The following is a 26,408-nucleotide window of genomic DNA, read 5'->3' as shown; positions in this document are numbered from 1 at the left end:
CGGGAGTCAAGGGTGGAGCGCAGCGGAATCGGCGCAGCCGACGCGACGCAGGAGCGCCCTTTACTCCCGGCCCGGAACCGCCACACTCCGCAAAAAACCGGGCGGCCCCGGTGACCATCCGGCGCAGGCCCACCGAAGTCGCAGAGGGCGCACACCACGTACTAGGTCAAGAACTGGCTGAGTTGCCTTCTAGCGTGTGCTCGTCCGACGGAGCGGTGCCAACGGAGCGACCGGCAGGCCGCCGGTGGCGGGCGGCATCTTCGCCTGTCCCTGGCCGGTACGGCCTCCTGGCTGCTGCACGGCATCCCCGAGAGCCCCCGCGGTCACGCAGGACCGTCGCCTCCCTCGCCACCCGCAGCGCCGACCTTTTCGGCGATGCGGTTGAGTGCGACGAGGTCCTGCGCGTCGAGCTGATCGATGAAGTGGCGGCGCACCGAGGCGAGGTGGGCCGGGGCGGCTTCGTGAAGGGTGGCCCGGCCCTCATCGGTGAGGGTCAGCAGGCAGCCGCGGCCGTCGTCGGGATCCGGCGCGCGCCGGATGAGCCCACGGGCCTCCATGCGTGTGGCGTGGCGGGACAGACGGCTGCGGGACCACTGCATCTTCTCGGCCTGGTCGCGCAGAGCTCTGGTCCCGTCTGCGTGCTCGGACAGGGTGCTGAGCACCTCGTAGTCAGCCTCGGACAGACCGAGTTCGGCCAGGTCCTGGACCGTGTTCGCGTGGATCGCGGTCGTCATCCGCCGGTAGGCCCGCCAGGCGCGTTCCTCATCGGCTGTCAGCCAGGGAACGCCGGACTCTCGTTTCACGGAGCTCGGCTTTTTCGTTGACATGTAGCCAAAGTACTCCCTACCTTCGTTTCCATGTCAACGAAACGGCTGCGAGTCCTCGTCCTCATCTGCAGTACCCGCCCCAATGCGCTCGGTCCGGCAGTCGGCACATGGCTCACCGAGACCTTGGCGCCCTCCACGCACGCACTCGACGTCGACCTGGTGCCGGTAGCACTCGGCGATCTGCGCCTGCCGTTCCTCGACGAGGAGGAGCATCCGTCGAGCGGCGTCTACCAGCACGAGCACACGCGGCGCTGGAGCGAGACGGTCGCGGCGGCCGACGGCTTCATCGTGGTGACGCCGGAGTACAACTACGGCATGCCCGCGGCCCTGAAGAACGCGCTCGACTACCTGAGCGCCGAATGGGCCTGGAAGCCCATGGGGTTCGTCAGCTACGGCAACACCTCGGCCGGTACCCGAGCGGTTCAGCACGCCAAGCAAGTGATCAGCACGTTGCGCCTGGTTCCGATGGGAGCGACCGTGGCGCTGCGGATCGCCGACGCTCATCAGCAAGGCAGCTTCCAGCCCGCCGCCCGCCACGCCGAAGCGGCCGTTGGCCTGCTCGCGGAACTGGCACGAGTCGCCCATGCGTTGGCGCCGCTCCGTGCACACGACCGCGCGACGCCGGGCCCCCTGCCCGGCTCCTACGCGAAACGCCTGCACCCCGAGGACGGGCCGCACGTCACGGTGCTCCAACGCTGCTGCTGGGTCGATGAAGCGATCGCCAACAACACTCTCGATCTCCCGGCACTGCACGAAACGCCTGCCCAGGTACAGGAGTGGCTGACCCAGTGGGATGCCACGGGCCTCTGGCATTACGGACGGCTCGTCGGCATGGTCCGCACGCTCCGCCACGGAAAGGAACTGCACATCGGACGCCTGGCCGTGGCCCCCGACGCCCGGGGGCAGGGGCTGGGGCACTGGCTTCTGCGCACCGCGGAGACCCGAGGCCAGGGGTGCAAGCGTCTGCTGCTGACCACCGGCACCGGCAGCAACCAGAACCTGGCCTTCTACCAAAGGCAGGGCTACGCCCCCCTCCCCCCGGCGAGTGACAACGGCGAGGTCAGCCTCGGCAAAGACCTCACCGCCTAAAACACCGCCGAAGTCGCAGAGGGCACGGACTCACGTACTAGGCCAAGAACTGGCCTAGTTGCCTTCTAGCGTGTGCTTGTCCGACGGAGCGGTACCAACGGAAGGCGGTTGCCACCATGTCCCACACCGACACCACGACCCTCGACGAGACGGAACTCACCGGCGAGCGTGCCGACCTGCTGGTGGCCCTGGCCCAGCACCGGACCATGCTGCGCCACACCACCCGCGACCTCACCGACGAGCAGGCCGGGCTGCGCACCACCGCCAGCGCGCTGTGCCTCGGCGGCATCATCAAGCACGTCACCTCGGTGGAGAGGGTGTGGTCCGCCTTCATCAAGGACGGCCTCGCCGCCCTCGGCGGCGTCACCGACATGACCGACCAAGACTGGGCCAAGCGGGCGGAAGAGTTTCGGATGCTGCCCGGCGAGACGCTCAAGGGTGTTCTCGACACCTACGAGGAAGTCGCCGCCCGCACGGATGAGTTGGTACGCGGGCTGCCCGGCCTGGACGTGTCCCATCCCCTCCCGGACGCCCCCTGGTCGGCGCCCGGCACGCGGTGGTCGGCCCGCCGGACCCTCCTGCACGTCATCGGCGAGACCGCGCAGCACGCGGGGCACGCCGACATCATCCGCGAGTCCCTGGACGGCGCCCTCAGCATGGCCTGACCGTGCTCGTCAGGACCGCGCCGGAGACGACGTCGAAGAGGCGATCGGCGCGCGGTGCGAGCGCGGGCTGGTCGCCGAGCCAGGCGAGCATGGCCACCAGCGCGAACAGGTCGGCGCCGTCGATGTCGCCCCGCGCCACGCCCGCCGCCTGGGCGCGGGCGAGGAGCCGCGCACCGGCCGCCCGCAGGGCCACGCACGAGGCGTGGAGCGCGGATTCGGGGTCCGCGATGGCGGCCGCCATCAGCGAGGTCGCGCCCCGGTAGTGCGTCGTCCACGCGACCCCGTCGCGCAGCCACGAGACGAGCGCGTCCCCGGGCGTACTCGACGTCTCAAGTGCGCACGCCTTCGCCGTCAGTTCGTCGAAGCCCGTGCGGAGCAGCGCGTCGAGCAGCGCCTCACGCGTCGGGAAGTGCCGCAGCAGCGTCGCGAGCCCGACGTCGGCCCTGCGTGCGATGTCGCGCAGCGCCACGTCGACGCCCTGCTCGGCGATGGCGGTGCCCGCTACGGCGAGCAGGTGGTCGCGGTTCTTCCTGGCGTCGGCCCGCATCTGTCCCTCTTGCCCTCTTGCTCGGTGCCTATTGCTTGACTATCCGGACCACTGATCCATATATTCGGATCAGTGGTCCGGTTATGTGGATCGCTGGTACGGATAAGCGTATCCCGCAGCGTGAGCAGGAGAGAAGCGATGGCGACGACGGCGACCGACGCGATGAAGACTGTCCGGCTGCACGAGTTCGGCGGCCCTGAAGTCCTGCGGTACGAGGACGCGCCGGTTCCCGAGCCGGGGCCGGGGGAGGTGCTCGTCCGCGTGCACGCGGCCGGTCTCAACCCTCCCGACTGGTACGTGCGCGAGGGGCTGCTCAACATGCCTCCCGAGCTCAAGCCCCCGCTCGATCTCCCCCTGATTCCGGGGACCGACGTCTCGGGCGTCGTGGCAGCCCTCGGCCCCGGCGCCGATGCCGACCGCTTCTCGGTCGGCGACGAGGTGATCGGCCTGCTGCGCTTCCCCACGGCCCTCCAGGGCAGCGCGTACGCCGAGTACGTCACCGCTCCCGCGGTCGACCTCGCCCACAAGCCGACCACCGTCGACCACGTGCATGCCGCCGGGCTGCCCATGTCCGGGCTGACCGCGTGGCAGTTCCTGATCGAGCTCGGGCACGACCACCCCTCGCCCTTCCAGGACGCCCCGCACCGCCCGATCGCGCTCGACAGCGGGACCACGGTGCTCATCAACGGCGCCGCGGGCGGCGTCGGGCACCTCGCCCTCCAACTGGCCAAGTGGAAGGGCGCCCGCGTCATCGCCGTGGCCTCCGGCGCCCACGAGGCGTTCCTGCGGGAGCTCGGCGCCGACGAGTTCATCGACTACACCAAGGAGCGGCCCGAGGACGTCGTCCGCGACGTCGATCTCGTCCTGGACGCGGTCGGCGGCCCCGACAGCAGGCGCTTCCTGCGCACCCTCAAGCGCGGCGGCTCCCTCTACCCCGTCTACTTCGGCGAGTTCGACGACGAGGAGAACGCCGAGCTCGGCATCACGGTCTCGCTCACCCAGGTCCGGTCGAGCGGTGCGCAACTCGCCGAACTGGGCCGCCTGATCGACGCGGGCACGGTGCGGGTCGCGCTCGACAGTACGTTTCCGCTCGCCGACGCCCGCGCCGCGCACGAGCGGGCCGCCCGGGGGCACATCCAGGGCAAGATCGTGCTCACTCCAATGTCTGACCGATGAAGGCACCTGAGTGTGCCTTTGATGCGTAGCCCGAACTCCGGCCCGGACATAGGTTGATCGAGGGGATCTACGCCCTGTGGACGGGGTGGCCCTCACCCTGACCAAGGAGCTCGCGCTCGCCGGTATCGGCCCGGCGACACCCCGCTGGCGTTCCGCGACTCGCCTCGGCGTGGGCCCCTGCCGCGCTCCGGGGGAAGGTTCCCGCGGAGATGGCCAAGTTGACCTTGACCTGGTCGTACCGCCGCCGTCACCCGGGGGTGACCGGTGTCTTTGATGGTTGCCGGGGCCGCCCGGTTTTTTGCGGAGTGTGGCGGTTCCGGGCCGGGAGTAAAGGGCGCTCCTGCGTCGCGTCGGCTGCGCCGATTCCGCTTCGCTTCACCCTTGACTCCCGTCCCTCCACCGCACGTTGACTTTGACCCGGACGGCCAGGGGTGGGGGCTTCGGGGACCCCTGGGATGGGTCATCCCCTCTCGCTGCCGGGTGCGGACCGGCTCATCGTGAACGGCCGCCACAGTCACGGCTCCGCCAGCCACGCGGCTTCGACGCTCGGGTCATCGGCTCGCGTGGCCGGGTGCGGACCGGCCCAACGCGGCCCGCCCTCACCGTAGGCGTGCGGCCTCGACGCTCGGGTCATCGGCTTGCGCGGCCGGGTGCGGACCGGCCCATCGTGGCCCGCCCTCACGGTAGGCGTGCGGCCTCGCCGCTCGGGTCAGCCGCTCTCATCGCCGGGTGCGGACCGGTCCATCGTGAGTCGCTCTCGCGATCTGGGCGGTGCGGGCCCAGCCGCCTCGACGTGCACGCGCCCGCCACGGCCGGAGCGCCCTCGGGCACACGGCCCTCGCCCCACCCCGGCACCTACTTTGGGAAAGTTGCGAACCGACCACGCGCACGCCCCCTTCCCACACCCCGCGCGCCGTCGCGCCTGCCACCCATCTCCCGGAATCCGACACAGCAAGGTGGCAGGCCAGGGGGCGCATCCGATCTACTGAGGGGGCGCGCGGCGATCCCCTTCGCAACTTTCCCAAATTAGGTGCCGGAGGGGGCGGCCCCCGGGCCGGGCACAGCACATCGACCACCACCCCCGCCCACGATGGACCGGTCCGCACCCGGCAGCGCAAGCTGATGGCCCGACCATCGAGGCCGCGCGGCTGGCCGAGCCCCGACCGTGGCTCCCACACCCGTTGGGCCGGTCCGCACCCGGCGATGAAAGGTGATGACCCATCCCCGAGACTCCGAAGTCCCCACCCCTGGCCGTCCGGGTCATGGTCAACGTGCGGTGTAGGGGCGGGAGTCAAGGGTGGAGCGAAGCGGAATCGGCGCAGCCGACGCGACCGCAGGGAGCGCCCTTTACTCCCGGCCCGGAACCGCCACACTCCGCAAAAAACCGGGCGGCCCCGGCAACCCTCGAAGACACCGGCCCACCGAAGTCGCAGCTAAGGCTCTTGCGGCGCGTCGAGTTCCGCCCAGATCGTCTTGCACGGGTGGAGCGGGAGCGGACCCAGGTCCGTGCCCCAGCGGTCCGCGAGTGCCTCGATCAGGAGCAGGCCCCGCCCCGACTCCGCCTCGGGGGAGGGGCGGCGGGGGTGCAGGGGCGGTGACCTGTCCGCCCGCGCGTCCGTCACTTCGATACGCAGCGTGTTCGCTGCGCTGATCAGCAGCCCCAGCCGAAAGCTCCGGCCCGGCACGTGGCCGTGCAGCACGGCGTTGTTCGCCAGCTCGGCGACGACGTGCTCCGCCGCCTCGCACGGGTGTCCCCAACTGTGCAGTTGCTCCCTCGTCAGGAGCCGGGCCAGTCGCGCGCCTCTTCGCGTCGCGGAGAGCAGGATCGTGAACTGACGTACGGGTGTGGGGGTTTGAGCCCGGGTGGTTTCTTGGTTCACGTCACTCAGCGTGGCGGTGCGTGCGTAGCGTGGGTAGCGGTGCGCGCCGTGCGTACGGAGTCTGTCCGGTCTTTGTCCCGCCTTGTCCCGGCTGTCTCGGTCGGCGTTCGGGTACGTGTGCGCGTTGGGCTTGGACGGTTCGGTGAAGGGTGGCTACGTGGAGCGCTACGACGGTATTGACGAACCCAGTTGGGATGTCGACCCCGAGGACGAGATCAGTTCGGTGGTCGAGGTGGTCGGCCAGCATCTGAAGTTGCGGCGGGAGCTGTCAGGCTTCAGCGTTGCGGAGTTCGCTGCGGCCATCGGGTACGGGGAAGACCTCATCCGGAAGATCGAGCGTGGGGCGCGGATCCCCCGACCCGAGTACCTGGACAAGGTCGACGAGGTGGTCGATGCTCGGGGGCTCGTCTCCGCGATGAAGAAGGAGATGCGGGAGGCCCGGTACCCGAAGAGGGTTCGAGAACTGGCCAAGCTGGAGGGGCGGGCGGTGGAGGTCTCCCTCTACAGCAACCACAACATCCATGGGTTGCTGCAGACAGAGGAGCACATGCGGGCCTTGTTCGCCGGATGGTTGCCCGCCTATTCCGCGGATGAGATGGACGGCATGGTGGCTGCTCGGATGGAGCGGCGTGCCATTTTTCAGCGGGATCCCATCCCGGCGCTGAGCTTCGTCCAGGAGGAGGTCACGCTAAGGCGCCCTGTCGGGGGCACAATGGTTTGGCGACGACAACTCGAACGCCTTCTCGAAGTAGGGCAGTTGCGGAACGTGTCGATTCAAGTGATGCCGACCAACTGCGAGGAGCACCCCGGTACTGGTGGGCTGATCGAGGTGTTGAAGTTCCCCGACGGCTCAGCGGTGGGGCGTTCCGAAGGCGCGTACAGCGGGCGCCCGGTCTCCGAACCGAAGCAGCTCAGGATCCTTGAGTTGCGCTATGGGATGATCCGGGCCGAGGCGTTCACGCCACGGGCGTCGCTGGCCTTCATCGAGCAACTGCTGGGAGAAACATGATCCGCAAGCCCTCAGCTGGTGAGAGTGCCGAGCTGACGTGGTTCAAGAGCCGCTACAGCGACAGCAACGAGTCCGGCGACTGCGTAGAGATCGCCCTGCAGTGGCAGAAGAGCAGCTACAGCAGCAGCGGCGACGGCAACGACTGCGTAGAGATAGCCGCCACCCCCCAAACCATCCACATCCGCGACTCCAAGACCCCCCGCGCCCCCCACCTCACCCTCACCCCCTCCTCCTGGTCCGCCTTCATCACGTACGCCTCGCGCGGCTGAGAGGCGTACGACCAAGGAACGAGCAGGGCCCCGCCCCGGGACAGGGGTAAAACTGGCAGACGCCTCTTACGCTGGCGTGCATGACTGACACCGGCGGCGTACTGAGCAAGCCCTACCGCGCCCTGAGCATCGGCATCGTCTCCGTCGTGCTGCTGATCGCCTTCGAGGCGACCGCCGTCGGGACGGCGATGCCGGTTGCCGCCCGGGAGCTCGACGGCGTGTCCCTGTACGCCTTCGCCTTCTCCGGGTACTTCACCACGAGCCTCTTCGGCATGGTGCTCAGCGGCCAGTGGGCGGATCGGCGAGGGCCGCTCGGACCGCTCGCCACCGGCATCGCGCTGTTCGCCGCGGGGCTGCTGCTGAGCGGGACCGCCGGGACGATGTGGCTGTTCATCGCGGGGCGGGCCGTACAGGGGCTCGGCGGCGGACTGGTCATCGTCGGGCTGTACGTGATCGTCAGCCGGGCCTACCCCGAGCACCTGAGGGCGTCGATCATGGCGGCGTTCGCGGCGAGCTGGGTCGTGCCGTCCGTGGTCGGTCCGCTGATCTCCGGCACGGTCACCGAGCACCTCGGCTGGCGGTGGGTCTTCGTCGGCATCCCCGTCCTCGTGCTCGCGCCGCTCGCGCTCGCGCTGCCCGCGATACGGCGGACGGCGTCCGGGCCGGTCGACCCGGACGCGCCCGTCGCCGCGTTCGACCGGCGCCGCATCCGGCTGGCGCTCGGGATCTCGCTGGGGGCGGGGCTGCTCCAGTACGCGGGACAGGAACTGCGGTGGCTCTCGCTGCTGCCCGCCGTGGTCGGCGGGGCGGTCATCGTGCCCGCGGTGCTGGGGCTGCTGCCCAAGGGGACGTACCGGGCGGCGCGTGGGCTGCCGTCGGTCGTGCTGCTGCGCGGCGTCGCGGCGGGGTCGTTCATCACCGCGGAGTCCTTCGTGCCGCTGATGCTCGTCACGGAGCGCGGGCTCAGTCCGACCATGGCCGGGCTCTCGCTGGCCGTGGGCGGCGGGACCTGGGCCCTCGGGTCGTACGTCCAGTCGCGGCCCCGCATGGAGCCCTACCGGTCGCGGCTCGTCGCCTCGGGGATGGTGCTCGTCGCGGCCTCCATCCTCGCCGCCCCCTCCGTGCTGATCGAGGGGGTGCCGGTGTGGGTCGTCGGTGTCGCCTGGGGCTTCGGATGCTTCGGCATGGGCATGGTGATCGCCTCGACCAGCGTGCTGCTGCTGCGCCTCTCCGCGCCCGAGGACGCGGGGTCGAACTCGGCCGCGCTGCAGATCTCCGACGGACTCTCGAACGTCCTGCTGCTCGCGGCCGGAGGCGCCGCGTTCGCCGCGCTGGGCGGCGGCACGGTGGGGGCGGGGCACGGGGCGGACGCGGCGGAGGGGGTCGCGGGGTCGCATCCGGCCGCGTTCGTCGCCGTCTTCGTGCCGATGGCCGTGGTCGCGCTGGCCGGGGCCTGGGTGGGGACCAGGCTGCAGGGCGAGCGGGTGCCGGACGAGGCCGCACCGGTCCCGGCGGCGGACGAGACGGGGCTGGTGGTGACCGACGTGGTGACGGACGTACGAATGGACGTGCTGTCGGACGCGGCGCCGGACGCGCGGACGGACGCGCGGACGGACGTACGCACGGACGGCTAGGCGAACGCGCGGGACGCGCCAGGGGTCCCCGGGGGCACGCCACGGGAGCCTTTAGGCAGATGTGCAGGCAGACGTGCAGGGGGACATGCTCACCGGCACACCCACCCGCCCCCGCGCCCCGCCGCACCCCGTGTGAGACCCGTCGCACCTGCCCCCGTCACCGCCTCGCCCTCAGTGGAACGTCAACGCATCACCGGTAAGGTGGCCCGGTTGTCATACGTGCCGCCGACCCGCGAACCCGGAGACCGTGACTACCACCAGCGCCGCCGCCAACTCCTCCCACCACCTCTCTCCCGCCTTCCCCGGCCGCGCCCCCTGGGGCACCGCCAACAAGCTGCGAGCCTGGCAGCAGGGGGCGATGGAGAGGTACCTCCAGGAGCAGCCGCGAGACTTCCTCGCCGTCGCCACCCCCGGCGCCGGCAAGACGACGTTCGCACTCACGCTCGCGTCCTGGCTGCTGCACCACCACGTGGTGCAGCAGGTGACCGTGGTCGCGCCCACCGAGCACCTGAAGAAGCAGTGGGCCGAGGCCGCCGCCCGCATAGGCATCAAACTGGACCCCGAGTACAGCGCGGGGCCGCTCAGCAAGGAGTACCACGGCGTCGCCGTGACGTACGCGGGCGTCGGCGTGCGGCCGATGCTGCACCGCAACCGCTCCGAGCAGCGCAAGACCCTCGTGATCCTCGACGAGATCCACCACGCGGGCGACAGCAAGTCGTGGGGCGAGGCGTGCCTGGAGGCCTTCGAGCCCGCCACGCGCCGCCTCGCGCTCACCGGTACGCCGTTCCGGTCCGACACGAACCCGATCCCGTTCGTGCAGTACGAGGAGGGGAACGACGGCATCCGGCGCTCCTCCGCCGACTACACGTACGGCTACGGCAGCGCGCTCGGCGACGGCGTCGTGCGGCCCGTCATCTTCCTCTCGTACTCCGGCAACATGCGCTGGCGCACGAAGGCGGGCGACGAGATTGCGGCGCGGCTCGGCGAGCCGATGACCAAGGACGCCGTGTCGCAGGCGTGGCGCACCGCCCTGGACGCGCGCGGCGAGTGGATGCCGAACGTCCTCAAGGCCGCCGACAAGCGGCTCACGGAGGTCAGGAAGGCCATCCCCGACGCGGGCGGCCTCGTCATCGCCTCCGACCAGGACTCCGCGCGCGCCTACGCCAAGCTGATCCGCGAGATCACCGGGACCAAGGCCACCGTCGTCCTCTCCGACGACACCGGCGCCTCCAACCGCATCGACGACTTCAGCGCCAGTACCGACCGGTGGATGGTCGCGGTCCGCATGGTGTCCGAAGGCGTCGACGTGCCGCGTCTCGCGGTGGGTGTGTACGCGACGACGATCTCCACGCCGCTCTTCTTCGCACAGGCCGTCGGCCGTTTCGTGCGGTCCAGGCGGCGCGGCGAGACCGCGTCGGTCTTCCTGCCCACCGTCCCCGACCTGCTCACCTTCGCCAACGAGATGGAGGTGGAGCGGGACCACGCCCTCGACAAGCCGAAGAAGGAGGGCGAGGAGGACCCCTACGCCGAGTCCGAGGCCGAGATGGACGAGGCGAACAAGCAGGAGGACGAGGACACCGGGGAGCAGGAGCAGTTCTCCTTCGAGGCCCTGGAGTCCGAGGCCGTCTTCGACCGCGTGCTCTTCGACGGCGCCGAGTTCGGCATGCAGGCGCACCCGGGGAGCGAGGAGGAGCAGGACTATCTGGGCATTCCCGGGCTCCTCGAACCCGACCAGGTGCAGATGCTGCTCCAGAAGCGGCAGGCCCGGCAGATCGCCCACAGCAAGAAGAAGCCGGACGACGAGGCGGACCTTCTGGAGCTGCCTGCCGAGCGGCGGCCCGTCGTCTCCCACAAGGAACTCCTCGGGCTCAGGAAGCAGCTGAACACGATGGTCGGCGCGTACGTCCATCAGAGCGGGAAGCCGCACGGCGTGATCCACACCGAGCTGCGGCGCACGTGCGGGGGGCCGCCGAGCGCGGAGGCCACGGCGGGGCAGCTGCGCCAGCGCATCGAGAAGGTCCAGGAGTGGGCCACCCGGATGAAGTGACGCCCGGCCGTTCCTGAAGTGACTTTCGGGTAAGGATTCGGGGGTTCCGAGTGCGGAGGTCGTGTGCGGAGGTCGTGCGTGCGGCCTCCCTGGCGGCCGTCCCGTAACGGGGCAATGGGGGGCGCTAGGGGCGCCTCGGTGCCCGGATTCTGGACGAAGTCTTCCGCTCAGCGGGACGGCCTCGCTAATGTCCCCGCAAAGCACACGCCCCGTGGCAGCGCCGCCGCGGAGCGCAGCCGGTGTTCCGACCGGCGGCCTCTGACGCGCGTCGCCCACGGGACCGGCGACGCAACCGCCGCGTAGGGGGGCCGCCGACCCTCACCTAAGGAGTGGGCGTCGTGACCGCGGAGACTTCCCAGACGCTCGACCGAGGACTGCGCGTCCTCAAGCTGCTGGCCGACACCGACCACGGACTGACGGTCACCGAGCTCTCCAACAAGCTCGGCGTGAACCGCACGGTGGTCTACCGCCTGCTCGCCACGCTCGAACAGCACGCCCTCGTCCGACGCGACCTGGGCGGCCGGGCCCGCGTCGGCCTCGGCGTGCTGCGGCTCGGGCGGCAGGTGCACCCGCTGGTGCGCGAGGCCGCGCTGCCCGCGCTGCGCTCGCTGGCGGAGGACATAGGGGCGACGGCCCACCTCACGCTCGTCGACGGCTCGGAGGCCCTCGCGGTCGCGGTGGTCGAGCCGACGTGGACGGACTACCACGTCGCGTACCGCACGGGCTTCCGGCACCCGCTGGACCGGGGCGCGGCGGGCCGCGCGATCCTCGCGGCCAGGCAGAGCCTGATCACCGACCCCGGCTATGCGCTGACCCACGGCGAGCTGGAGGCGGGCGCGAGCGGCGCGGCGGCCCCGCTGGTGGGCGTGACGGGTCTGGAGGGCAGTGTGGGGGTCGTCATGCTGGCGGATTCCGTGCCGGAGCGGGTGGGGCCGAGGGTCGTGGATGCGGCGCGCGAAGTCGCTGACGCGTTGCGCTGAGGTCTTTCGCCCGGCTGCGTCGCCGTCGCTCGTCCTCAAACGCCGGACGGGCTGAAACCGCGTCCTGCGCCGGACGGCCTGGGAAACCGTTGGACCGTGGCTCACGTTAGATTGATTCCGTGTTCTCGCTCTCTCGTCTTACGCGCCCCCAGGCCCTCGCCGTCTGCGCCCTGCCCGTCGTGGCTCTGCTCGCCGTGGCCGGGCTCGCGCCGCTGCCGTTCGCGGTGGCTCAGCCCGGGGGGACGGCGAACGTGCTCGGGAAGCACGAGGGGAAGCCCGTCCTGACGGTCAGCGGCGTGCCGACCCGCACGACGCACGGTGAGCTGCGGATGACCACCATCGTCGCCACGGGGCCGGAGATGGACGTGTACCTCGGTGATGTGATCGACGGATGGTTCCGGAGCGACCGCGCCGTGATGCCGAAGGACTCCGTCTACCCCGTCGGCGACAACGTCAAGGAAGTCGAGAAGCACAACCTTGGCGACATGAAGCAGTCACAGGACGACGCCACGGACGCGGCGCTGAACTATCTGAAGGCGAACGGGGTCGACGACACCGACAAGGTGAAGGTCAAGGCCGACCTCGGCAAGATCGGCGGGCCGAGCGCCGGGCTCTTCCTCTCGCTCGGGATCATCGACAAGCTCGACGGCGACGGCAGCGGTGGTGACCTCACGGGCGGCCGCAAGATCGCGGGCACCGGCACGATCGAGGCCGACGGCAAGGTCGGCCCGGTCGGCGGCGTGTCCATGAAGACGCAGGGCGCGCGGCGCGACGGCGCGACCGTCTTCCTCGTACCGAAGGACGAGTGCTCGGACGCTCAGGCCGAGCTGCCGGACGGGCTGCGGCTGGTGCCGGTCACGACGCTGAAGGGAACGGTCGACGCGCTGCGGGCGCTGGAAAAGGGCGGGAAGGTCCCGAGCTGCTGACGAGGCGCAGGCCCAATTCGACCAGGCGCCAGCCGAGTTGAGTGCGGAGATGGTGGTTCTGGGGCTTCGGGTGCCGGGGGCGGACCGCGCGGCGTAATCTCTCGGCTCGCTCGCTGTGCAGCATCAAATGCACGTCGGGATGCATGGGACCGGTCCTCTCAGGTGCCGTCGGCCGGGGTCGGCCGGGTCGGGAAGATGTGGGAGTGGACGCGCACCTTGGCCACGTCCGGGGTGCCCTCGGGCGGGGGCGAATCGCGGTAGCTCTCCATGAGTGCGCTGACCTTGTGGCTCAGCTCGGACGCCTGCTCCGGAGACAGGGTCAAGGTGTAGTCGCTGGTGTCCGCGGCCTCGTCCCACACCTGCGGCCACTCGTGCCGCGTCGCGATCCAGGTGTTCACCTCCTGGGTGCGCTGTGCCGCGTACTCGTACAGGAGCGTGCTGAGCGCGCCCTGCACCTCCGGGCTCGGGTCCCGGATCAGCTCCTCGTCGGTGCGCGTGCCCTGGTGGGCGGAGCGCCACCACCGCTCCCTGCCCTTGCCGCGGTCCGGGTCGTCCTCGACGAATCCGTACTCCGCGAGCTGGCGCAGGTGGTAGCTGGTCGCGCCGCTCGACTCGCCGAGCCGGGCGGCGAGTTGGGATGCCGTGGCGGGGCCGTCGAGGCGCAGGGAGGAGAGCAGGCGCATGCGGAGCGGGTGTGCGAGTCCGCGCAGTGAGCGCGGGTTCAGGTGGTGGACGTTACGAGGGGGCGGAACGGGCCGGTCGTCATCCGTCATGCTCGGCAGCGTAGACATGCAAAGACTCCGTTGCAACGGTTTTTGCAACGGAGTCTTTGCATCAGATTCTTTGTAACTGTCGGGAGCGAGACGGCAGTTGCCGCTACTCCTTCACGAAGCCCTCCTGGATCAGCCAGTCCTTCGCCACCTCGTGCGGGTCCTGGCCGTCCACGTCCACCTTCGAGTTGAGGTCCCGCGCCACCTTGTTGTTCAGCTTCTTCGTGATGGGGGCCAGGACCTCCGCCATCTCCGGGTGCTCCTTCAGCGACTTGCTGTTGATCTCCGGGGCGACGTTGTAGTTGGGGAAGAAGTGCTTGTCGTCCTCCATCGTCGTCAGGTTCATCGCCTTGATACGGCCGTCGGTCGTGAAGACCTCGCCGTACGTGCACGTCCCCTTGGCGGCCTGGGTGTAGATGATTCCCGTGTCCATCTTGGTGATGCTGGAGGAGGGGATCTTCATCCCGTACTTCTTCTGCATGCCGGGCAGCCCGTCCTCCCGCGACGCGAACTCGCTCTCCACACAGAGCGATACGGCCTTCGGGTCCGACTTCGACAGGGCCGCCACCTCGGAGAGCGTCTTCGTCTTGTACTTCGCCGCGTTCTTCTGGTTCATCGCCAGGGCGTAGGTGTTGTTGAGCGTGGCCGGGTCGAGCCAGGTGATGCCGTTCTTCAGGTCCGCGTCGCGCACCGCCTGCCACTGCTTCTGCGGGTCGGTGATCGGCTTGGAGTTGCCCTGGTACGTGATCCAGGCCGTGCCCGTGTACTCGTACATGGCGTCCGCGTCGCCGCCCTTCACGGCCTCGCGCGCGCCGATCGAGCCCTGGATGCCCGTGCGGTCGAGCACGTCCGCGCCCGCCGCCTCGAACGCGATGCCCATGATCGCGCCCAGGATGAGCTGCTCAGTGAACTCCTTGGAGGTGACCGTCAGATCGGCGCCCTTCAGGGGCAGGCCCTTGCCGATGGAACCGGGCTTGACGTCGTCCACCATCGGGCTGCCGCTGGTGAGCCCGCAGGCCGCGAGCAGCGCGCCGCCCAGGACGGCGACCACGGTCGTGCGTGCGGTGATCCAGGTGATCCCGGAGCTTCTCATGCCTCCACCTCCAGGCCCCTGGGGCGCATGAACAGTTCGGCCAGCGAGGCCAGCCAGTCCACCAGGAGCGCCAGCGCGATCGTCAGGATCGAGCCGAGCATGAGGACCGGCATGCGCTGGTTGGTCATGCCCGTCGTGATCAGGTCGCCGAGGCCGCCGCCACCGCCGAACGTGGCGAGCGTCGCCGTGCCGACGTTCAGGACGAGCGCCGTGCGGACGCCCGCGAGGATCAGCGGTACGGCCAGGGGGAGTTCGACCTTCGCCAGGACGCCGAGCGGTGACATGCCGATGCCGCGGGCCGCCTCGATCAGGGTCGGGTCGTTCGCCTTCAGGCCCGCGATCGTATTCGAGAGGACCGGCAGGACGGCGTAGATGATGATGCCGATGAGAGCGGCCTTCTCGCCGATGCCCATCCAGATCACCAGGAGCGCGAGGAGGCCGATCGCGGGGGTCGCCTGGCCGATGTTGGCCACGGCCATCGCGACCGGCGCGCCTTTGCGCAGCTTCTTGCGGGTCAGCAGGATGCCGAGCGGGATGGCGATGATCAGTACGAAGAAGGTCGAGATCACCGTGAGCTCGATGTGCTGGCGCAGCCTGAGCCAGACGTTCCCGTTCGCCAGCGCGTTCTTGGAGATCGAGTCGAGGTCGGCCTGCTGGAACCACCACCAGGTCGCCAGCAGGACCACCGCGAGCACGGCGGGCAGGAAGGTCAGCTTCTGCCAGGTGACCCGGCGCGGCGGCTTCGCGACCACCAGCGCGGGCGGGGCCTCCAGCTCGGCCTCGCCCTCGTCGCGGAAGGCGAGCCCCTTGACGTCGTGCTCGCCGCGCGGTCGCGACGCCTGCTTCGGGGACGGTTTGCGGTCCGGGATCCGGGGCGTGCCCCCGGAGGTGCCTGTCACGCGCTCGCCTCCCCGCCGAGACCCTCCTGCGCGTCATGGGTCTGCCGGGCGCGCTGCTCCTCCAGTTCGTGCTGGTGCTCCACGGCTTCGAGGCGGTCCGCCTCCAGCATCTCGTGGACGGAGTTCATCAGCGTCTCCATGTCGACGACGCCCGTGTACTCGCCGCGCCGCCCGGTCACCGCGACCCGGCCCGCGTTGTCCGTGAGGACGGCCTCCAGCGCGTCGCGCAGGGTGGCGTCGCGGGTCACCGTGTCGTGCACGAGGGTGCCCGCGCGGGCCAGCGAGCCCTTGGCGAGCGTCAGGTCGCCGCGGCGCAGCCACTTGTAGGGGCGGCCGCGCTTGTCGAGCAGGAGCAGCTCGTTGGTGCCGCCGCGGCGCAGCTTGTCGAAGATGTCCTGCAGTGGGTCGTCGACGGTCACCGTCGGGATGTCGGCGATCTCCACGTCGCGTACGCGGGTGAGGTTGAGGCGCTTGAGGGCCGCGCCCGCGCCCACGAAGCCCGACACGAAGTCGTCGGCGGGGTTGGTGAGGATGGCTTCCGGGGTGTCGAACTGCGCGATGTGCGAGCGCTCCCGCAGCACGGCGATGCGGTCGCCGAGCTTGATGGCCTCGTCGAAGTCGTGCGTGACGAAGACGATCGTCTTGTGCAGCTCGTGCTGGAGCCGGATCAGCTCGTCCTGGAGGTGGTCGCGGGTGATCGGGTCGACGGCGCCGAACGGCTCGTCCATCAGGAGGACCGGCGGGTCGGCCGCCAACGCCCGTGCCACGCCCACGCGTTGCTGCTGGCCGCCGGAGAGCTGGCGCGGATAGCGGCCGTGGAACTCGGCGGGGTCGAGCCCCACCAGGTCGAGCATCTCCTCGACCCGTGACTTGATCTTCGACTTGCCCCAGCCGACCATCTTCGGCACGAGCGCGATGTTCTGCGCGACGGTCATGTGCGGGAAGAGGCCGGAGGACTGGATCGCGTACCCGACCTTGCGGCGCAGCTTCACCGGGTCGATGTCGGTGACGTCCTCGCCGTTGATGCGGATGCGGCCGCCGGTCGGCTCGATCAGCCGGTTGATCATCTTCAGGGTGGTCGACTTCCCGCAGCCGGAGGGGCCCACGAAGATGACGATCTCGCCCGCCTTGATCTCCATGTTCACGCTGTCCACGGCGGGTTCGCTGCTGCCCGAATAGCGCTTGGTGAGGTTCTCCAGCTCGATCGTCGCTCCGGAGGTCGTGGCGGCCCGCCCGGCGCCCTCGGCCGTCGCACCCTCGTTCGGTGCGCTCTCGCTGGCGGTGGTCTCAGACACGGATCCCCCTCGGGATGGTCAGCCTGCCGATCAGGACGTACGCGGCATCGAAGAGCAGCGCCAGGACGACGATCCCGAGCGTGCCCGCGAGCACCTGGTTGAGCGCGTTCTTGCTGCCGAGCGAGCCGATCCCGCGGAAGATCTCGTTGCCGAGCCCGGGACCGGACGCGTACGCGGCGATGGCCGCGATGCCCATCAGCATCTGGGTGGAGACGCGGATGCCGGTCAGGATGGGCGGCCAGGCGATCGGCAGCTCCACCCTGAAGAGACGGGCGAGCCGCGACATCCCGATGCCCTTGGCGGCGTCGATCAGCGAAGGGTCCACGCCCCGCAGCCCGACGATGGCGTTGCGCACGATCGGCAGGAGCCCGTACAGGGTCAGCGCGATGACGGTCGGCGCGACGCCGAGCCCGACGATCGGGATCAGCAGACCGATCATGGCGAGGGACGGCACGGTGAGGATGGTGGACGTGGTGGTCGTGGCGAGGTTGCCCGCCCATTCGCTGCGGTACGTGAGGACGCCGATCAGTACGCCGATGAGGGTGGCGACGACCATGCACTGGAAGACGGCGCTCGCATGCTGAAAAGCGTCCGCCAGCAGTTGCTGGTGGCGGTTGCCGAGGTAGTCCCAGAAATTCACTGAAGTGCTCACCTCGCCTTTTCGAAGGTACTCACTAGTCGGTGACTCGGGTCGGTGACTCAGGGGTCTTCGGACGCCTGCTCCACCAGCGGGATGATCCGCAGCGGAACGGGGTTTTCCATGACGATCGCCGTGGAAGCCCGGACGATGCCATCAAAGCCCACGACCCGGTCGATCACACGTTGGAGATCCGCGTTCGACCGGGCCACGAGGCGGCAGAGCATATCGCCGTGACCCGTGATGGTGTGCAGTTCAAGCACTTCGGCGACGGTCGCCAAATGGGCCCGTACATCGGCCCCCTGACCCTGTTTGATCTCCAGCGTCGCGAAGGCCGTCACGGGGTAGCCGAGCGCCGCGGGATCGACCTCCGGGCCGAAGCCGCGGATGACTCCATTGGACTGAAGCCGGTCCATCCGCGCCTGCACCGTGCCGCGCGCCACGCCGAGCCTGCGGGACGCCTCAAGAACCCCGATACGCGGCTCCCGCGCCAGGAGCACGATGAGTCTGCCGTCCAGATGATCGATCGCCATGACGCCTCCATGGTGGTCATGATGTACAGATAGCCCGCCCATCCTGACCACCCACTGAGCAGATTGACCACTGAAAACCAGAACTATTGCGCACCTTGTGGTTCAGCGGGAGCCTCACACCATGACTGAGACCACCACCCACACCACACCCGACACCGCGCGCGAGGCCGACCCCTTCCCGGTCAAGGGAATGGACGCGGTCGTCTTCGCCGTGGGCAACGCCAAGCAGGCTGCGCACTACTACTCCACGGCCTTCGGCATGAAGCTGGTCGCCTACTCCGGACCGGAGAACGGCAGCCGCGAGACCGCGAGTTACGTCCTCACGAACGGCGGTGCGCGCTTCGTCTTCACCTCCGTCATCAAGCCCTCCACGGACTGGGGCCACTTCCTCACCTCCCACGTGGCCGAGCACGGCGACGGCGTCGTCGACCTCGCCATCGAGGTGCCGGACGCGCGTGCCGCGTACGCCTACGCCGTCGAGCAGGGCGCACGGGGCATCACGGAGCCCTACGAGGTCAAGGACGAGAACGGCAAGGTCGTCCTCGCCGCCATCGCCACGTACGGCAAGACCCGCCACACCCTGGTGGAGCGCACCGACTACGACGGGCCGTATCTGCCCGGTTTCGGGCCCGCGAACCCGATAGTCGAGCCCCCGGCCAAGCGGACCTTCCAGGCGATCGACCACTGTGTCGGCAATGTCGAGCTCGGCAAGATGAACGACTGGGTCGGCTTCTACAACAAGGTCATGGGCTTCACGAACATGAAGGAGTTCGTGGGCGACGACATCGCGACCGAGTACAGCGCGCTGATGTCGAAGGTGGTGGCGGACGGCACCCTCAAGGTGAAGTTCCCCATCAACGAGCCCGCCATCGCCAAGAAGAAGTCGCAGATCGACGAGTACCTGGAGTTCTACGGCGGCGCGGGCGTCCAGCACATCGCGCTTGCCACGAACGACATCGTGGAGTCCGTACGCACGATGCGTGCCGCGGGCGTCCAGTTCCTGGACACCCCCGACTCGTACTACGACACCCTCGGCGAGTGGGCGGGCGAGACGCGCGTACCCGTCGAGACCCTGCGCGAGCTGAAGATCCTCGTCGACCGCGACGAGGACGGCTATCTGCTGCAGATCTTCACCAAGCCGGTCCAGGACCGCCCGACCGTCTTCTTCGAGATGATCGAGCGGCACGGCTCGATGGGCTTCGGCAAGGGCAACTTCAAGGCGCTCTTCGAGGCGATCGAGCGCGAGCAGGAGAAGCGCGGCAACCTCTAGGTGCCGTCCCGCGCCCCGCAAGGGGCGCGGGGAACTGCGCGACAAGCCACGACGAACCCGCAGCCGACCGGGGTTCTGCGGCGGCCTAACGCGCCGGGGCGGTTCGGGCCGTACTGGGGGCGGTCCGGTTCCGCTCGGACTGACGCTGCGGCTGAGCAGGCTGAGCAGGTGTCCGGGTGCGCGGCGTCTGGGCCCGCGGTGCCTGGCGGCTCGGGGGAGCCTGGCGGACCGGTGTCACCGGGCGCGGCGCGTACATCTGCTCGGGGCCGCCCTCCGGCGGCTCGCCCAGCGCCGCCAGCGCCCGCTTCGCCGCGGGCACGCCCAGCGGCGAGAAGTACGGGTTGATCCGCAGCGCGTCGCGGAGGTGGCGGCGTGCTGCGCCGTACTGACCGAGCTCCCGCTCGATCGTGCCCCGGTGGAAGGCGAACAGGGCGCTGCGCGGGCCCTTCTCCATCGCCTTCGTCACGAGCTTCAGGCCCGCCTCGCCGTCCCCGGACCGGTGCAGCGCCCAGCCCAGCGCGTCCGCCGTCGCCGGACTGCCGTGCCGCTCGTACTCCGCGGTCAGCCGCTCCACCGCCGCGTCCGCGTCACCGTGGTCGGCCTCGAAGAGGCCGAGGATCCGCTCGTTGTTGATGCCGCCGGAGCCCTCCTGCTTCACCCGGGCCCGCAGCGCGTCGTACTGCGCCCGCGCCGCCGGGACCAGCCTCAGCGACTCGTACAACTCGCCCAGCTCCAGGGCGTACTCGGGCAGCGGATGCCTGGCGAGCGCCGAACGGTAGGCGTGCAGCGCCTCCGACGAGCGGCCAAGCGCGGCCAGCGCGCGGCCCCGGCCCGCCAGCGACGGATGGTGCTCGGCGTCGGCGGCCAGCGCCGCGTCGTAGTAGCGCAGCGCCACCGTCGGCTCGCCCCGCTCCCACGCGAGCTCCGCGACCCGGTACAGGGCCGCCGCCTTCGCCGCGGGCGCCCGGGTGAGGGCGGCCGCGTCGGTGAGCGCGGCGTTCGCGTCCTCGCGCCAGCCGCGGTCGCGGTAGACCTGCCCGGAGCGCGCCAGCACCGCGGGGCCCGAACCCAGCTCCTGCAAGGACTCCAGGGCCCTGCCCACGCCCTTCGCGTCACCGAGTCCGCTGTACGCGTCGATCAGCGCGGGATACGCCGCCCACCGCTTCGGCGCCTGCTTCGCCGCGAGCTCGCCCCACTTCTTCGCGGCACGGAAGTCGTGCCGGGCGTTGGCGAGCGTGGCGAGCCCCGTCAGGGCCTCGGGATTTCCCTGGGGCCGCGTCTTCAGCGACGTGTTCAGCGCACGCTCGGCCTTCGGGAAGTCCGCGACGTCCGCACGCCGCACGCCCCGTGCCACATACGCCGAGCCGAGCACCGCCCACGACTGGTCGTCCCCGGGATGGGCCCGCAGATGCGCCTCGCGCTCACCGATGAGCGCCGCCAGATCCGGCAGCGCGGCGGGCGCCCCCGCCCCCACGGCCGCCATCGCCCGCCCGGCCGGGCCGAGCGCGGGCGGCGCCGCCTTCTCGTCGTCCGGGGGCAGCAGCACGAGCACACCGCCGAGCACCACGCTCCCCGCCACGGAGCCGATCAGCACACGCTTCACCGAAGGCCTCATGACGTCACTGTGCGTCAGTGACGTCCATACGAAGAGCACATCCCGGCATGTGGAAGGGCGTCGCACACGGGTTCACACCGATGGCCCCGGGTGCGAGGCTGTGATCATGAGCCGCACCCTCATCGACCTCCTCCAGGAAGGCCTCCCGGCCGAGGCGATCCTCACCGACCCGGACGTCACCTCCTCGTACGCCCACGACATGGCGAGCTTCTGCGAAGCGGGCGAACCGGCCGTCGTGGTGCTGCCCCGCACCGTCGAGCAGGTCCAGCACGTCATGCGCACCGCCACCGAGCTGCGCGTCCCCGTCGTCCCGCAGGGCGCCCGCACCGGCCTGTCCGGCGCCGCGAACGCCAGCGACGGCTGCATCGTCCTGTCCCTCGTCAAGATGGACCGCATCCTGGAGATCAGCCCCGTCGACCGCATCGCGGTCGTGGAGCCCGGCGTCGTCAACGCCGCGCTGTCGCGCGCGGTCGGCGAGCACGGCCTGTACTACCCGCCGGACCCCTCCAGCTGGGAGACGTGCACCATCGGCGGGAACATCGGCACCGCATCCGGCGGCCTGTGCTGCGTGAAGTACGGCGTCACCGCGGAGTACGTCCTCGGGCTCGACGTCGTCCTCGCCGACGGACGGCTCATGAGCACCGGGCGCCGCACCGCCAAGGGCGTCGCCGGATACGACCTGACGCGGCTCTTCGTCGGCTCCGAGGGCAGCCTCGGTATCGTCGTCCGCGCCGTCCTCGCGCTCAAGCCCGAGCCGCCCCAACAGCTCGTCCTGGCCGCCGAGTTCCCCTCGGTGCAGGCCGCGTGCGACGCCGTCTGCAAGATCATGGAGGGCGGCCACGTCCCGTCGCTCCTCGAACTGATGGACCGTACGACGGTGAAGGCCGTCAACGCGCTGGCCCAGATGGGCCTGCCCGAGACCACCGAGGCGCTGCTGCTCGCCGCCTTCGACACCCCGGACCCCGCCGCCGACCTCGCCGCCGTCGGCGCGCTCTGCGAGGCCGCGGGCGCCACCCAGGTCGTCCCGGCCGAGGACGCCGCCGAGTCGGAAATGCTGCTGCAGGCGCGGCGGTTGGCCCTCACCGCGCTCGAAGCCGTCAAGGGCACCACGATGATCGACGACGTGTGCGTGCCGCGCTCCAGGCTCGCCGAGATGCTCGTCGGCGTAGAGCGCATCGGCGAGAAGTACGACCTGACCGTCGGGGTCTGCGCGCATGCGGGCGACGGCAACACCCATCCCACCGTCTGCTTCGACGCGGCGGACCCCGACGAGGGCAGGCGCGCCCGCGAGTCCTTCGACGAGATCATGGCCCTCGGCCTCGAACTCGGCGGCACCATCACCGGCGAGCACGGTGTCGGCGTCCTGAAGAAGGAGTGGCTGGCGCGCGAGATCGGCCCGGTGGGAGTGGAGATGCAGCAGGCCGTCAAGGCGGCCTTCGACCCGCACTCACTCCTCAACCCGGGCAAACTCTTCTGACCGGCAGCTGTGGCTACAGCTGTATCCGTATTCGTCTCCGTGATCGCCCCCGTGGCGGCGGAGCTCACTCACCGTCCTTGGACTCGTCCGAGGGCCACGGGTCGTTCAGCCACAGCTCGTCCGCACGGCTACGGCCGGAGGCGGGCGCGAGCAGCTCGGCGAGGCCGTCGTCGATGCCGAGCTGCTCGGCCTCAGAACCCGGAGGGACCACCCGCAGCGTCCGCTCCAGCCAGGCCGACACGGCGGCGGCCGGCGCCTCCAGGAGCGCGTCGCCGTCCGGCGAGCTGAGCGCCATCAGGACGACGCTGCGCCCCTCCACCTTCGTCGGCCAGACCCGCACGTCCCCGTGGCCGCACGGCCTGAACACCCCCTCCACCAGGAGCTCCCTGGCGAACGTCCAGTTCACCGGGTGCTCGGAGCCGATGTGGAAGGCGATGTGGACGGCATAGGGGTCGGCGGTGCGGTAGGTGAGGCGGGCCGGGACGGGGATGGCCCGTTCCGGCGAGAGGACCAGTTTGAGCTCCAGCTCGCGTTCCACCACGGAGTGCATATCGATGCCCTTCCTTCTCCTTGTAGCTCTTCGCGGGGCCCTGGGAGCGGACCCGTACGAGTGGAGAGCGCGAGATCCACGCAGCATTACGCGGGTTCCGGAAAATTTCTTCGGACGACTTCGCGGAGGGGTCAGGAAGGGGGCGTCGGGGACGCGGGGGATGTGTGGGGAGCGTGCCCGGAAAGTGGTCCGTAGGGCGGGACCCACCCGAGGGGACACGGAGGTCTGATAAATGTGGAGCCCCCAGAAGACCCCCGAGCAGATACGGGACGACGGACATGAGCGCCCCAACTCCGGCCCCAGGCGACGATCGGCCGCGCGAAGGCTACTACCCCGACCCGTCCATTCCCGGATATGTCCGGTACTGGAACGGTGCTGCCTGGGTGCCCGGTACGAGCCGTCCCGCGCCGTCCGACGGCGAGCCGCTGCCGCCCCCGCCCGGCGCGGGCACCGGCGGCGCCCCCGCGGACGCCGCGCCCGCGGAGGAGACGGGCCCCGTCTTCTTCGACGAGACGCCGCACGCGGGCCAGTCCGAGCAGGGGGACCCGGAGACGGGCCGGTTCGAGGCGGCGCACCCCGAGTCCGCGCACCCCGAGGCCAGCCAGCACGGTTCGAGGCCCGAGCCCGCCTCCGCCTGGCACGCCGACGCGGGGCGGCAGTCCGGCCTCGGCGGCGAGCAGGAGCGCCGGGTGTCCTGGGGCGGCGCTCCGGGTCAGTCCGACCCGCGGGTGCCGAGCGACGCGACGCCCGAGAGGGCGCCCGAAGCCGCCAAGGCCCCGGAAGCGCCCGAGCCGCCGCAGGACGAGAGCAACCCCGGCACCGTCACCATCCGCGCCGTCAAGCCCGGTGCCGCCAAGCCGACGGCGGGCGAGGGCACGGTGACGTTCCGTCGGCCGACCGGGCCGGTGCGGCCCGCGGCCGAGCGGCCCGGCGGGCAGGCCACGCCCGCCGCGTCGGCCGGTACGGACGGCACCATGTCGATCCGCGCGATCCGCCCCAAGTCCGCGCAGCAGGGCGGCAGGACCGCCACGGGCCGCCCGTCCTCCGTACCGCAGCAGGGGGGAGTACCGCCGCAGGCGGCCACACCGCCCCAGGCCCCGCAGCCCCAGCCCCAGGCCCAGCCCCAGCAACCGCAGGCCCCGCAGCCCCAGCCCTCCGTGCCGCAGCAGGGCGGTGTCCCCTCGCCGGTGACCTCGGGGCCCGGCGGCGGCTCGCCCTCATGGGCCCAGCAGGTGCACCAGCTCGCCCAGTCCCCGGTGCCCGGGGCCGACGGGGCCCCCGCACAGCAGGGCGAGGGACAGCCCGTCGTGCCGTGGAAGCCGGTCGCCGAGGACCCGTTCCTCGCGCTCGCGCAGAACCAGGCCGCGGCCCGGCCCGCCGGACTCGGCAGGCGCCTGGCCGCACGCCTCATCGACACCGTCGTTCTCGTCGCCGTCACTGGCGCCGCCGCGCTGCCGCTCGGCACCAAGGCCGCCGACCACGTCGACAGCAAGATCGACGCGGCGAAGCTGTCCGGCGAGAAGACCACGGTCTGGCTCCTGGACGGCACCACCGCGGGCTACCTCGGCCTGATCCTCGCCGTCCTGCTGCTCTTCGGCGTCGTCTACGAAGCGCTGCCGACCGCCAAATGGGGCCGCACCCTCGGCAAGAAGGTGTGCGGCATCGAGGTGCGGGACATGGGGGAGCACGAGGCGCCGACGTTCGGGGCGGCGCTGAAGCGCTGGCTGGTGTACAGCATTCCGGGCGTGCTCGTGATCGGCGTCGTCGGCGTGCTGTGGTGCGTCTTCGACCGGCCGTGGCGCCAGTGCTGGCACGACAAGGCCGCGAAGACCTTCGTCGCGGGGTGATTCTGGCGCGGCGGCCGGACAGGCCCTAACCCGGTCGGCCGCTCGCCGGATGCGGAGCCGGGGCCGAAGCGGTCGACTCGGGCCATGAGCACCGAACCGCCGCAATATCCGCCGCCGGACGACGACCCGTTCAAGAAGCAGCCGCCGCAGCAGCCCCCACAGGGCGGCGGCTCCCCGTACGACACCCCGCCGCAGGGCGGTGGCTCGCCCTACGGGGCCCCGCCGCCCGGTTCAGGCCCTCCGCCCCCGGGAGACGGCGGCGGCTCCCCCTACGGCGCCCCGCCGCCGCCCTACGGCGGCGATCCGTACGGTGGGGGACCCGGTGGCCACGGCGGACCGGACCCGCTGGCCGGGATGCCTCCGCTGGCCGACGGAGGCAAGCGCGTGCTCGCGCGCATCATCGACATGATTCTGGTGGGCATCGTCGTCGGTCTGTTGTCGTGGCTGTTCGGCACGGCGGAGTACGACATCGACCCGGACAACGTGAACACGGGCAAGTCGTTCGGCCAGTCGCTGCTGGCCGCCGTGCTCTACATCGCGTACGACACCTTCATGATCTCCAAGAGCGGTCAGACGCTCGGCAAGAAGTGGCTGGGGATGCGCGTCGCCAACCTCAACGACGGGGCCACGCCGACGCTGCAGACCGCACTCGCCCGGGCGGCCGTCCTCTGGCTGCCGTTCGCGTTCTGCTGCGCCTGCATCTGGACGGCGATCTGTGGTGGCTGGAGCTTCTTCGACAAGCCCTACAAGCAGGGCCTGCACGACAAGGCCGCCAAGACGGTGGTGGTCAGCGCGTAGGTTCGCGCACGGAGTCGGCGAGCACGGGGGCGGCTCGCACGGCGTCGCGCTGCTCCGGGACGCGTCCTTCGGCGGAGGAGACCACCGGAACGGAGCGCGCGGCGGGCGCTTTGGGCTGTTTGGGCAGCGGGACCGTCACGGCGACCAGTAAACCGAGGCCCAGTGCGGCCAGGGCTATCACCGCGATGCCGACTCCCGAGGAGGTCTGGGAGAGCAGGAGCATCGCGAGGGTCGAGAAGACGACGGTCACGGAACCGTAGGTGATCTGTGCGGTGGTCGGACGTGGCATGGGACGCGGCATGACGTGATCCGTCCTCGGCAGTGATCCCCCCATGGCTTTTGGCCAATGGAGGCGGATGCGGATATATGAACGGCTGTATATGAATCAAAGGGGGCCCGACGGCGGCGACTTGGGATGTGCCGCCTCGCGCGGTAGCGCACCGTCGATTGGACTCTATTCCGCTGCATGCCCGACGGGAACGGGTGGTAAGCGTGACCTAACCCACGGTGCCGGAGCACAGGGGGCGCACGGGTTCATGACGTCCACTAAGTGGACGGAAGGGCGCGCCTGTTGA

The 26,408-nt window shown here is 70.5% G+C and carries 25 protein-coding genes; 13 read left to right on the top strand and 12 right to left on the bottom strand.

Features of this window, described 5'->3' with window-relative positions; all coding sequences use genetic code 11:
* Positions 1 to 323: 323 nt before the first annotated feature.
* Positions 324 to 827 (bottom strand): MarR family transcriptional regulator, encoded by a 504-nt coding sequence (locus ABZV77_RS33470; RefSeq protein WP_356265161.1) that lies wholly within the window; start codon positions 825 to 827, stop codon positions 324 to 326.
* 30 nt (positions 828 to 857) lie between these two features.
* On the opposite strand from ABZV77_RS33470, the gene ABZV77_RS33465 reads away from it, so the two are divergent.
* Both ABZV77_RS33465 and ABZV77_RS33460 read left to right on the top strand, forming a co-directional pair.
* A complete protein-coding gene (locus ABZV77_RS33465) occupies positions 858 to 1,916 on the top strand; it encodes a bifunctional NAD(P)H-dependent oxidoreductase/GNAT family N-acetyltransferase (RefSeq protein ID WP_356265158.1) in 1,059 nt (352 codons plus the stop codon).
* A gap of 116 nt (positions 1,917 to 2,032) precedes the next feature.
* Positions 2,033 to 2,581: a DinB family protein gene (locus tag ABZV77_RS33460; RefSeq protein WP_356265155.1), complete on the top strand. Its 549-nt coding sequence runs from the start codon at positions 2,033 to 2,035 to the stop codon at positions 2,579 to 2,581.
* Here the strand turns inward: ABZV77_RS33460 and ABZV77_RS33455 are convergent.
* Positions 2,568 to 3,128, bottom strand: coding sequence for a TetR/AcrR family transcriptional regulator (locus ABZV77_RS33455; RefSeq protein ID WP_356265152.1), 561 nt, complete (start codon positions 3,126 to 3,128; stop codon positions 2,568 to 2,570). The genes ABZV77_RS33460 and ABZV77_RS33455 overlap by 14 nt on opposite strands.
* A 162-nt stretch (positions 3,129 to 3,290) precedes the next feature.
* On the opposite strand from ABZV77_RS33455, the gene ABZV77_RS33450 reads away from it, so the two are divergent.
* Positions 3,291 to 4,304 carry an NADP-dependent oxidoreductase gene (locus ABZV77_RS33450; protein WP_356265216.1) on the top strand — a complete coding sequence of 338 codons (1,014 nt, stop codon included), beginning with the start codon at positions 3,291 to 3,293 and terminating at the stop codon, positions 4,302 to 4,304.
* Positions 4,305 to 5,737: 1,433 nt separating this feature from the next.
* Here ABZV77_RS33450 and ABZV77_RS33445 read toward each other — a convergent pair.
* Complete coding sequence (locus ABZV77_RS33445) at positions 5,738 to 6,184, bottom strand: ATP-binding protein (protein ID WP_356265150.1); 447 nt, start codon at positions 6,182 to 6,184, stop codon at positions 5,738 to 5,740.
* 157 nt (positions 6,185 to 6,341) lie between these two features.
* On the opposite strand from ABZV77_RS33445, the gene ABZV77_RS33440 reads away from it, so the two are divergent.
* The 6 genes from ABZV77_RS33440 (at position 6,342) to ABZV77_RS33415 (ending at position 13,049) form a co-directional block, all read left to right on the top strand.
* Entirely contained in the window at positions 6,342 to 7,193 is an 852-nt protein-coding gene (locus tag ABZV77_RS33440; protein ID WP_356265147.1) for a helix-turn-helix transcriptional regulator, read from the top strand.
* The gene (locus tag ABZV77_RS33435; protein WP_356265144.1) at positions 7,190 to 7,462 is read left to right on the top strand and encodes a DUF397 domain-containing protein; all 273 of its coding nucleotides are present in this window, start codon (positions 7,190 to 7,192) and stop codon (positions 7,460 to 7,462) included. The genes ABZV77_RS33440 and ABZV77_RS33435 overlap by 4 nt, the downstream gene beginning before the upstream one ends.
* An 80-nt stretch (positions 7,463 to 7,542) precedes the next feature.
* A complete protein-coding gene (locus ABZV77_RS33430) occupies positions 7,543 to 9,096 on the top strand; it encodes an MFS transporter (RefSeq protein WP_356265142.1) in 1,554 nt (517 codons plus the stop codon).
* A 247-nt stretch (positions 9,097 to 9,343) separates the two neighbouring features.
* Positions 9,344 to 11,143, top strand: coding sequence for a DEAD/DEAH box helicase (locus ABZV77_RS33425; RefSeq protein ID WP_356265139.1), 1,800 nt, complete (start codon positions 9,344 to 9,346; stop codon positions 11,141 to 11,143).
* Positions 11,144 to 11,481: 338 nt separating this feature from the next.
* Positions 11,482 to 12,123, top strand: coding sequence for a helix-turn-helix domain-containing protein (locus ABZV77_RS33420; protein ID WP_356265137.1), 642 nt, complete (start codon positions 11,482 to 11,484; stop codon positions 12,121 to 12,123).
* Between the two features lie 119 nt (positions 12,124 to 12,242).
* Positions 12,243 to 13,049 (top strand): S16 family serine protease, encoded by an 807-nt coding sequence (locus ABZV77_RS33415; protein ID WP_356265134.1) that lies wholly within the window; start codon positions 12,243 to 12,245, stop codon positions 13,047 to 13,049.
* A 158-nt stretch (positions 13,050 to 13,207) separates the two neighbouring features.
* On the opposite strand, the gene ABZV77_RS33410 is transcribed toward ABZV77_RS33415, so the two are convergent.
* The 6 genes from ABZV77_RS33410 to ABZV77_RS33385 form a co-directional block, all read right to left on the bottom strand.
* Positions 13,208 to 13,822 carry a helix-turn-helix domain-containing protein gene (locus ABZV77_RS33410; protein ID WP_356265132.1) on the bottom strand — a complete coding sequence of 205 codons (615 nt, stop codon included), beginning with the start codon at positions 13,820 to 13,822 and terminating at the stop codon, positions 13,208 to 13,210.
* 103 nt (positions 13,823 to 13,925) lie between these two features.
* Complete coding sequence (locus ABZV77_RS33405; protein ID WP_356265129.1) at positions 13,926 to 14,912, bottom strand: glycine betaine ABC transporter substrate-binding protein; 987 nt, start codon at positions 14,910 to 14,912, stop codon at positions 13,926 to 13,928.
* Positions 14,909 to 15,685 (bottom strand): ABC transporter permease, encoded by a 777-nt coding sequence (locus tag ABZV77_RS33400; RefSeq protein WP_356265213.1) that lies wholly within the window; start codon positions 15,683 to 15,685, stop codon positions 14,909 to 14,911. Before ABZV77_RS33400 ends, ABZV77_RS33405 begins: the two co-directional genes overlap by 4 nt.
* A gap of 122 nt (positions 15,686 to 15,807) precedes the next feature.
* The gene (locus ABZV77_RS33395; protein WP_356265126.1) at positions 15,808 to 17,106 is read right to left on the bottom strand and encodes a betaine/proline/choline family ABC transporter ATP-binding protein; all 1,299 of its coding nucleotides are present in this window, start codon (positions 17,104 to 17,106) and stop codon (positions 15,808 to 15,810) included.
* Positions 17,099 to 17,746, bottom strand: coding sequence for an ABC transporter permease (locus ABZV77_RS33390; RefSeq protein WP_356265210.1), 648 nt, complete (start codon positions 17,744 to 17,746; stop codon positions 17,099 to 17,101). Before ABZV77_RS33390 ends, ABZV77_RS33395 begins: the two co-directional genes overlap by 8 nt.
* A 59-nt stretch (positions 17,747 to 17,805) precedes the next feature.
* Positions 17,806 to 18,276, bottom strand: a complete 471-nt coding sequence (locus ABZV77_RS33385; protein WP_030794967.1) for an Lrp/AsnC family transcriptional regulator — start codon at positions 18,274 to 18,276, stop codon at positions 17,806 to 17,808.
* A 121-nt stretch (positions 18,277 to 18,397) separates the two neighbouring features.
* On the opposite strand from ABZV77_RS33385, the gene hppD reads away from it, so the two are divergent.
* On the top strand, positions 18,398 to 19,546 hold the full coding sequence (gene hppD, locus ABZV77_RS33380) for a 4-hydroxyphenylpyruvate dioxygenase (RefSeq protein WP_356265123.1): 1,149 nt from the start codon (positions 18,398 to 18,400) through the stop codon (positions 19,544 to 19,546).
* A gap of 85 nt (positions 19,547 to 19,631) precedes the next feature.
* On the opposite strand, the gene ABZV77_RS33375 is transcribed toward hppD, so the two are convergent.
* Positions 19,632 to 21,161: a tetratricopeptide repeat protein gene (locus ABZV77_RS33375; RefSeq protein WP_356265120.1), complete on the bottom strand. Its 1,530-nt coding sequence runs from the start codon at positions 21,159 to 21,161 to the stop codon at positions 19,632 to 19,634.
* 106 nt (positions 21,162 to 21,267) lie between these two features.
* On the opposite strand from ABZV77_RS33375, the gene ABZV77_RS33370 reads away from it, so the two are divergent.
* Positions 21,268 to 22,638 carry an FAD-linked oxidase C-terminal domain-containing protein gene (locus tag ABZV77_RS33370; protein ID WP_356265117.1) on the top strand — a complete coding sequence of 457 codons (1,371 nt, stop codon included), beginning with the start codon at positions 21,268 to 21,270 and terminating at the stop codon, positions 22,636 to 22,638.
* Between the two features lie 64 nt (positions 22,639 to 22,702).
* Here the strand turns inward: ABZV77_RS33370 and ABZV77_RS33365 are convergent, their stop codons facing one another.
* Positions 22,703 to 23,188 carry an SsgA family sporulation/cell division regulator gene (locus tag ABZV77_RS33365; protein WP_356265114.1) on the bottom strand — a complete coding sequence of 162 codons (486 nt, stop codon included), beginning with the start codon at positions 23,186 to 23,188 and terminating at the stop codon, positions 22,703 to 22,705.
* 278 nt (positions 23,189 to 23,466) lie between these two features.
* Between ABZV77_RS33365 and ABZV77_RS33360 the strand changes: the two genes are divergently transcribed.
* Together ABZV77_RS33360 and ABZV77_RS33355 are read left to right on the top strand one after the other, a co-directional pair.
* Complete coding sequence (locus ABZV77_RS33360; protein WP_356265111.1) at positions 23,467 to 25,035, top strand: RDD family protein; 1,569 nt, start codon at positions 23,467 to 23,469, stop codon at positions 25,033 to 25,035.
* Between the two features lie 84 nt (positions 25,036 to 25,119).
* Positions 25,120 to 25,833, top strand: a complete 714-nt coding sequence (locus ABZV77_RS33355; protein ID WP_356265108.1) for an RDD family protein — start codon at positions 25,120 to 25,122, stop codon at positions 25,831 to 25,833.
* On the opposite strand, the gene ABZV77_RS33350 is transcribed toward ABZV77_RS33355, so the two are convergent.
* A complete protein-coding gene (locus tag ABZV77_RS33350) occupies positions 25,823 to 26,122 on the bottom strand; it encodes a hypothetical protein (RefSeq protein WP_356265105.1) in 300 nt (99 codons plus the stop codon). The genes ABZV77_RS33355 and ABZV77_RS33350 overlap by 11 nt on opposite strands.
* Between the last annotated feature and the right edge of the window lie 286 nt (positions 26,123 to 26,408).

It is taken from the genome of Streptomyces sp. NPDC004732 (assembly GCF_040609235.1).
Lineage (GTDB): Bacteria > Actinomycetota > Actinomycetes > Streptomycetales > Streptomycetaceae > Streptomyces.
Note: the sequence above shows the minus strand (reverse complement) of the source record. Positions and strands in the feature narration are given on the sequence as shown.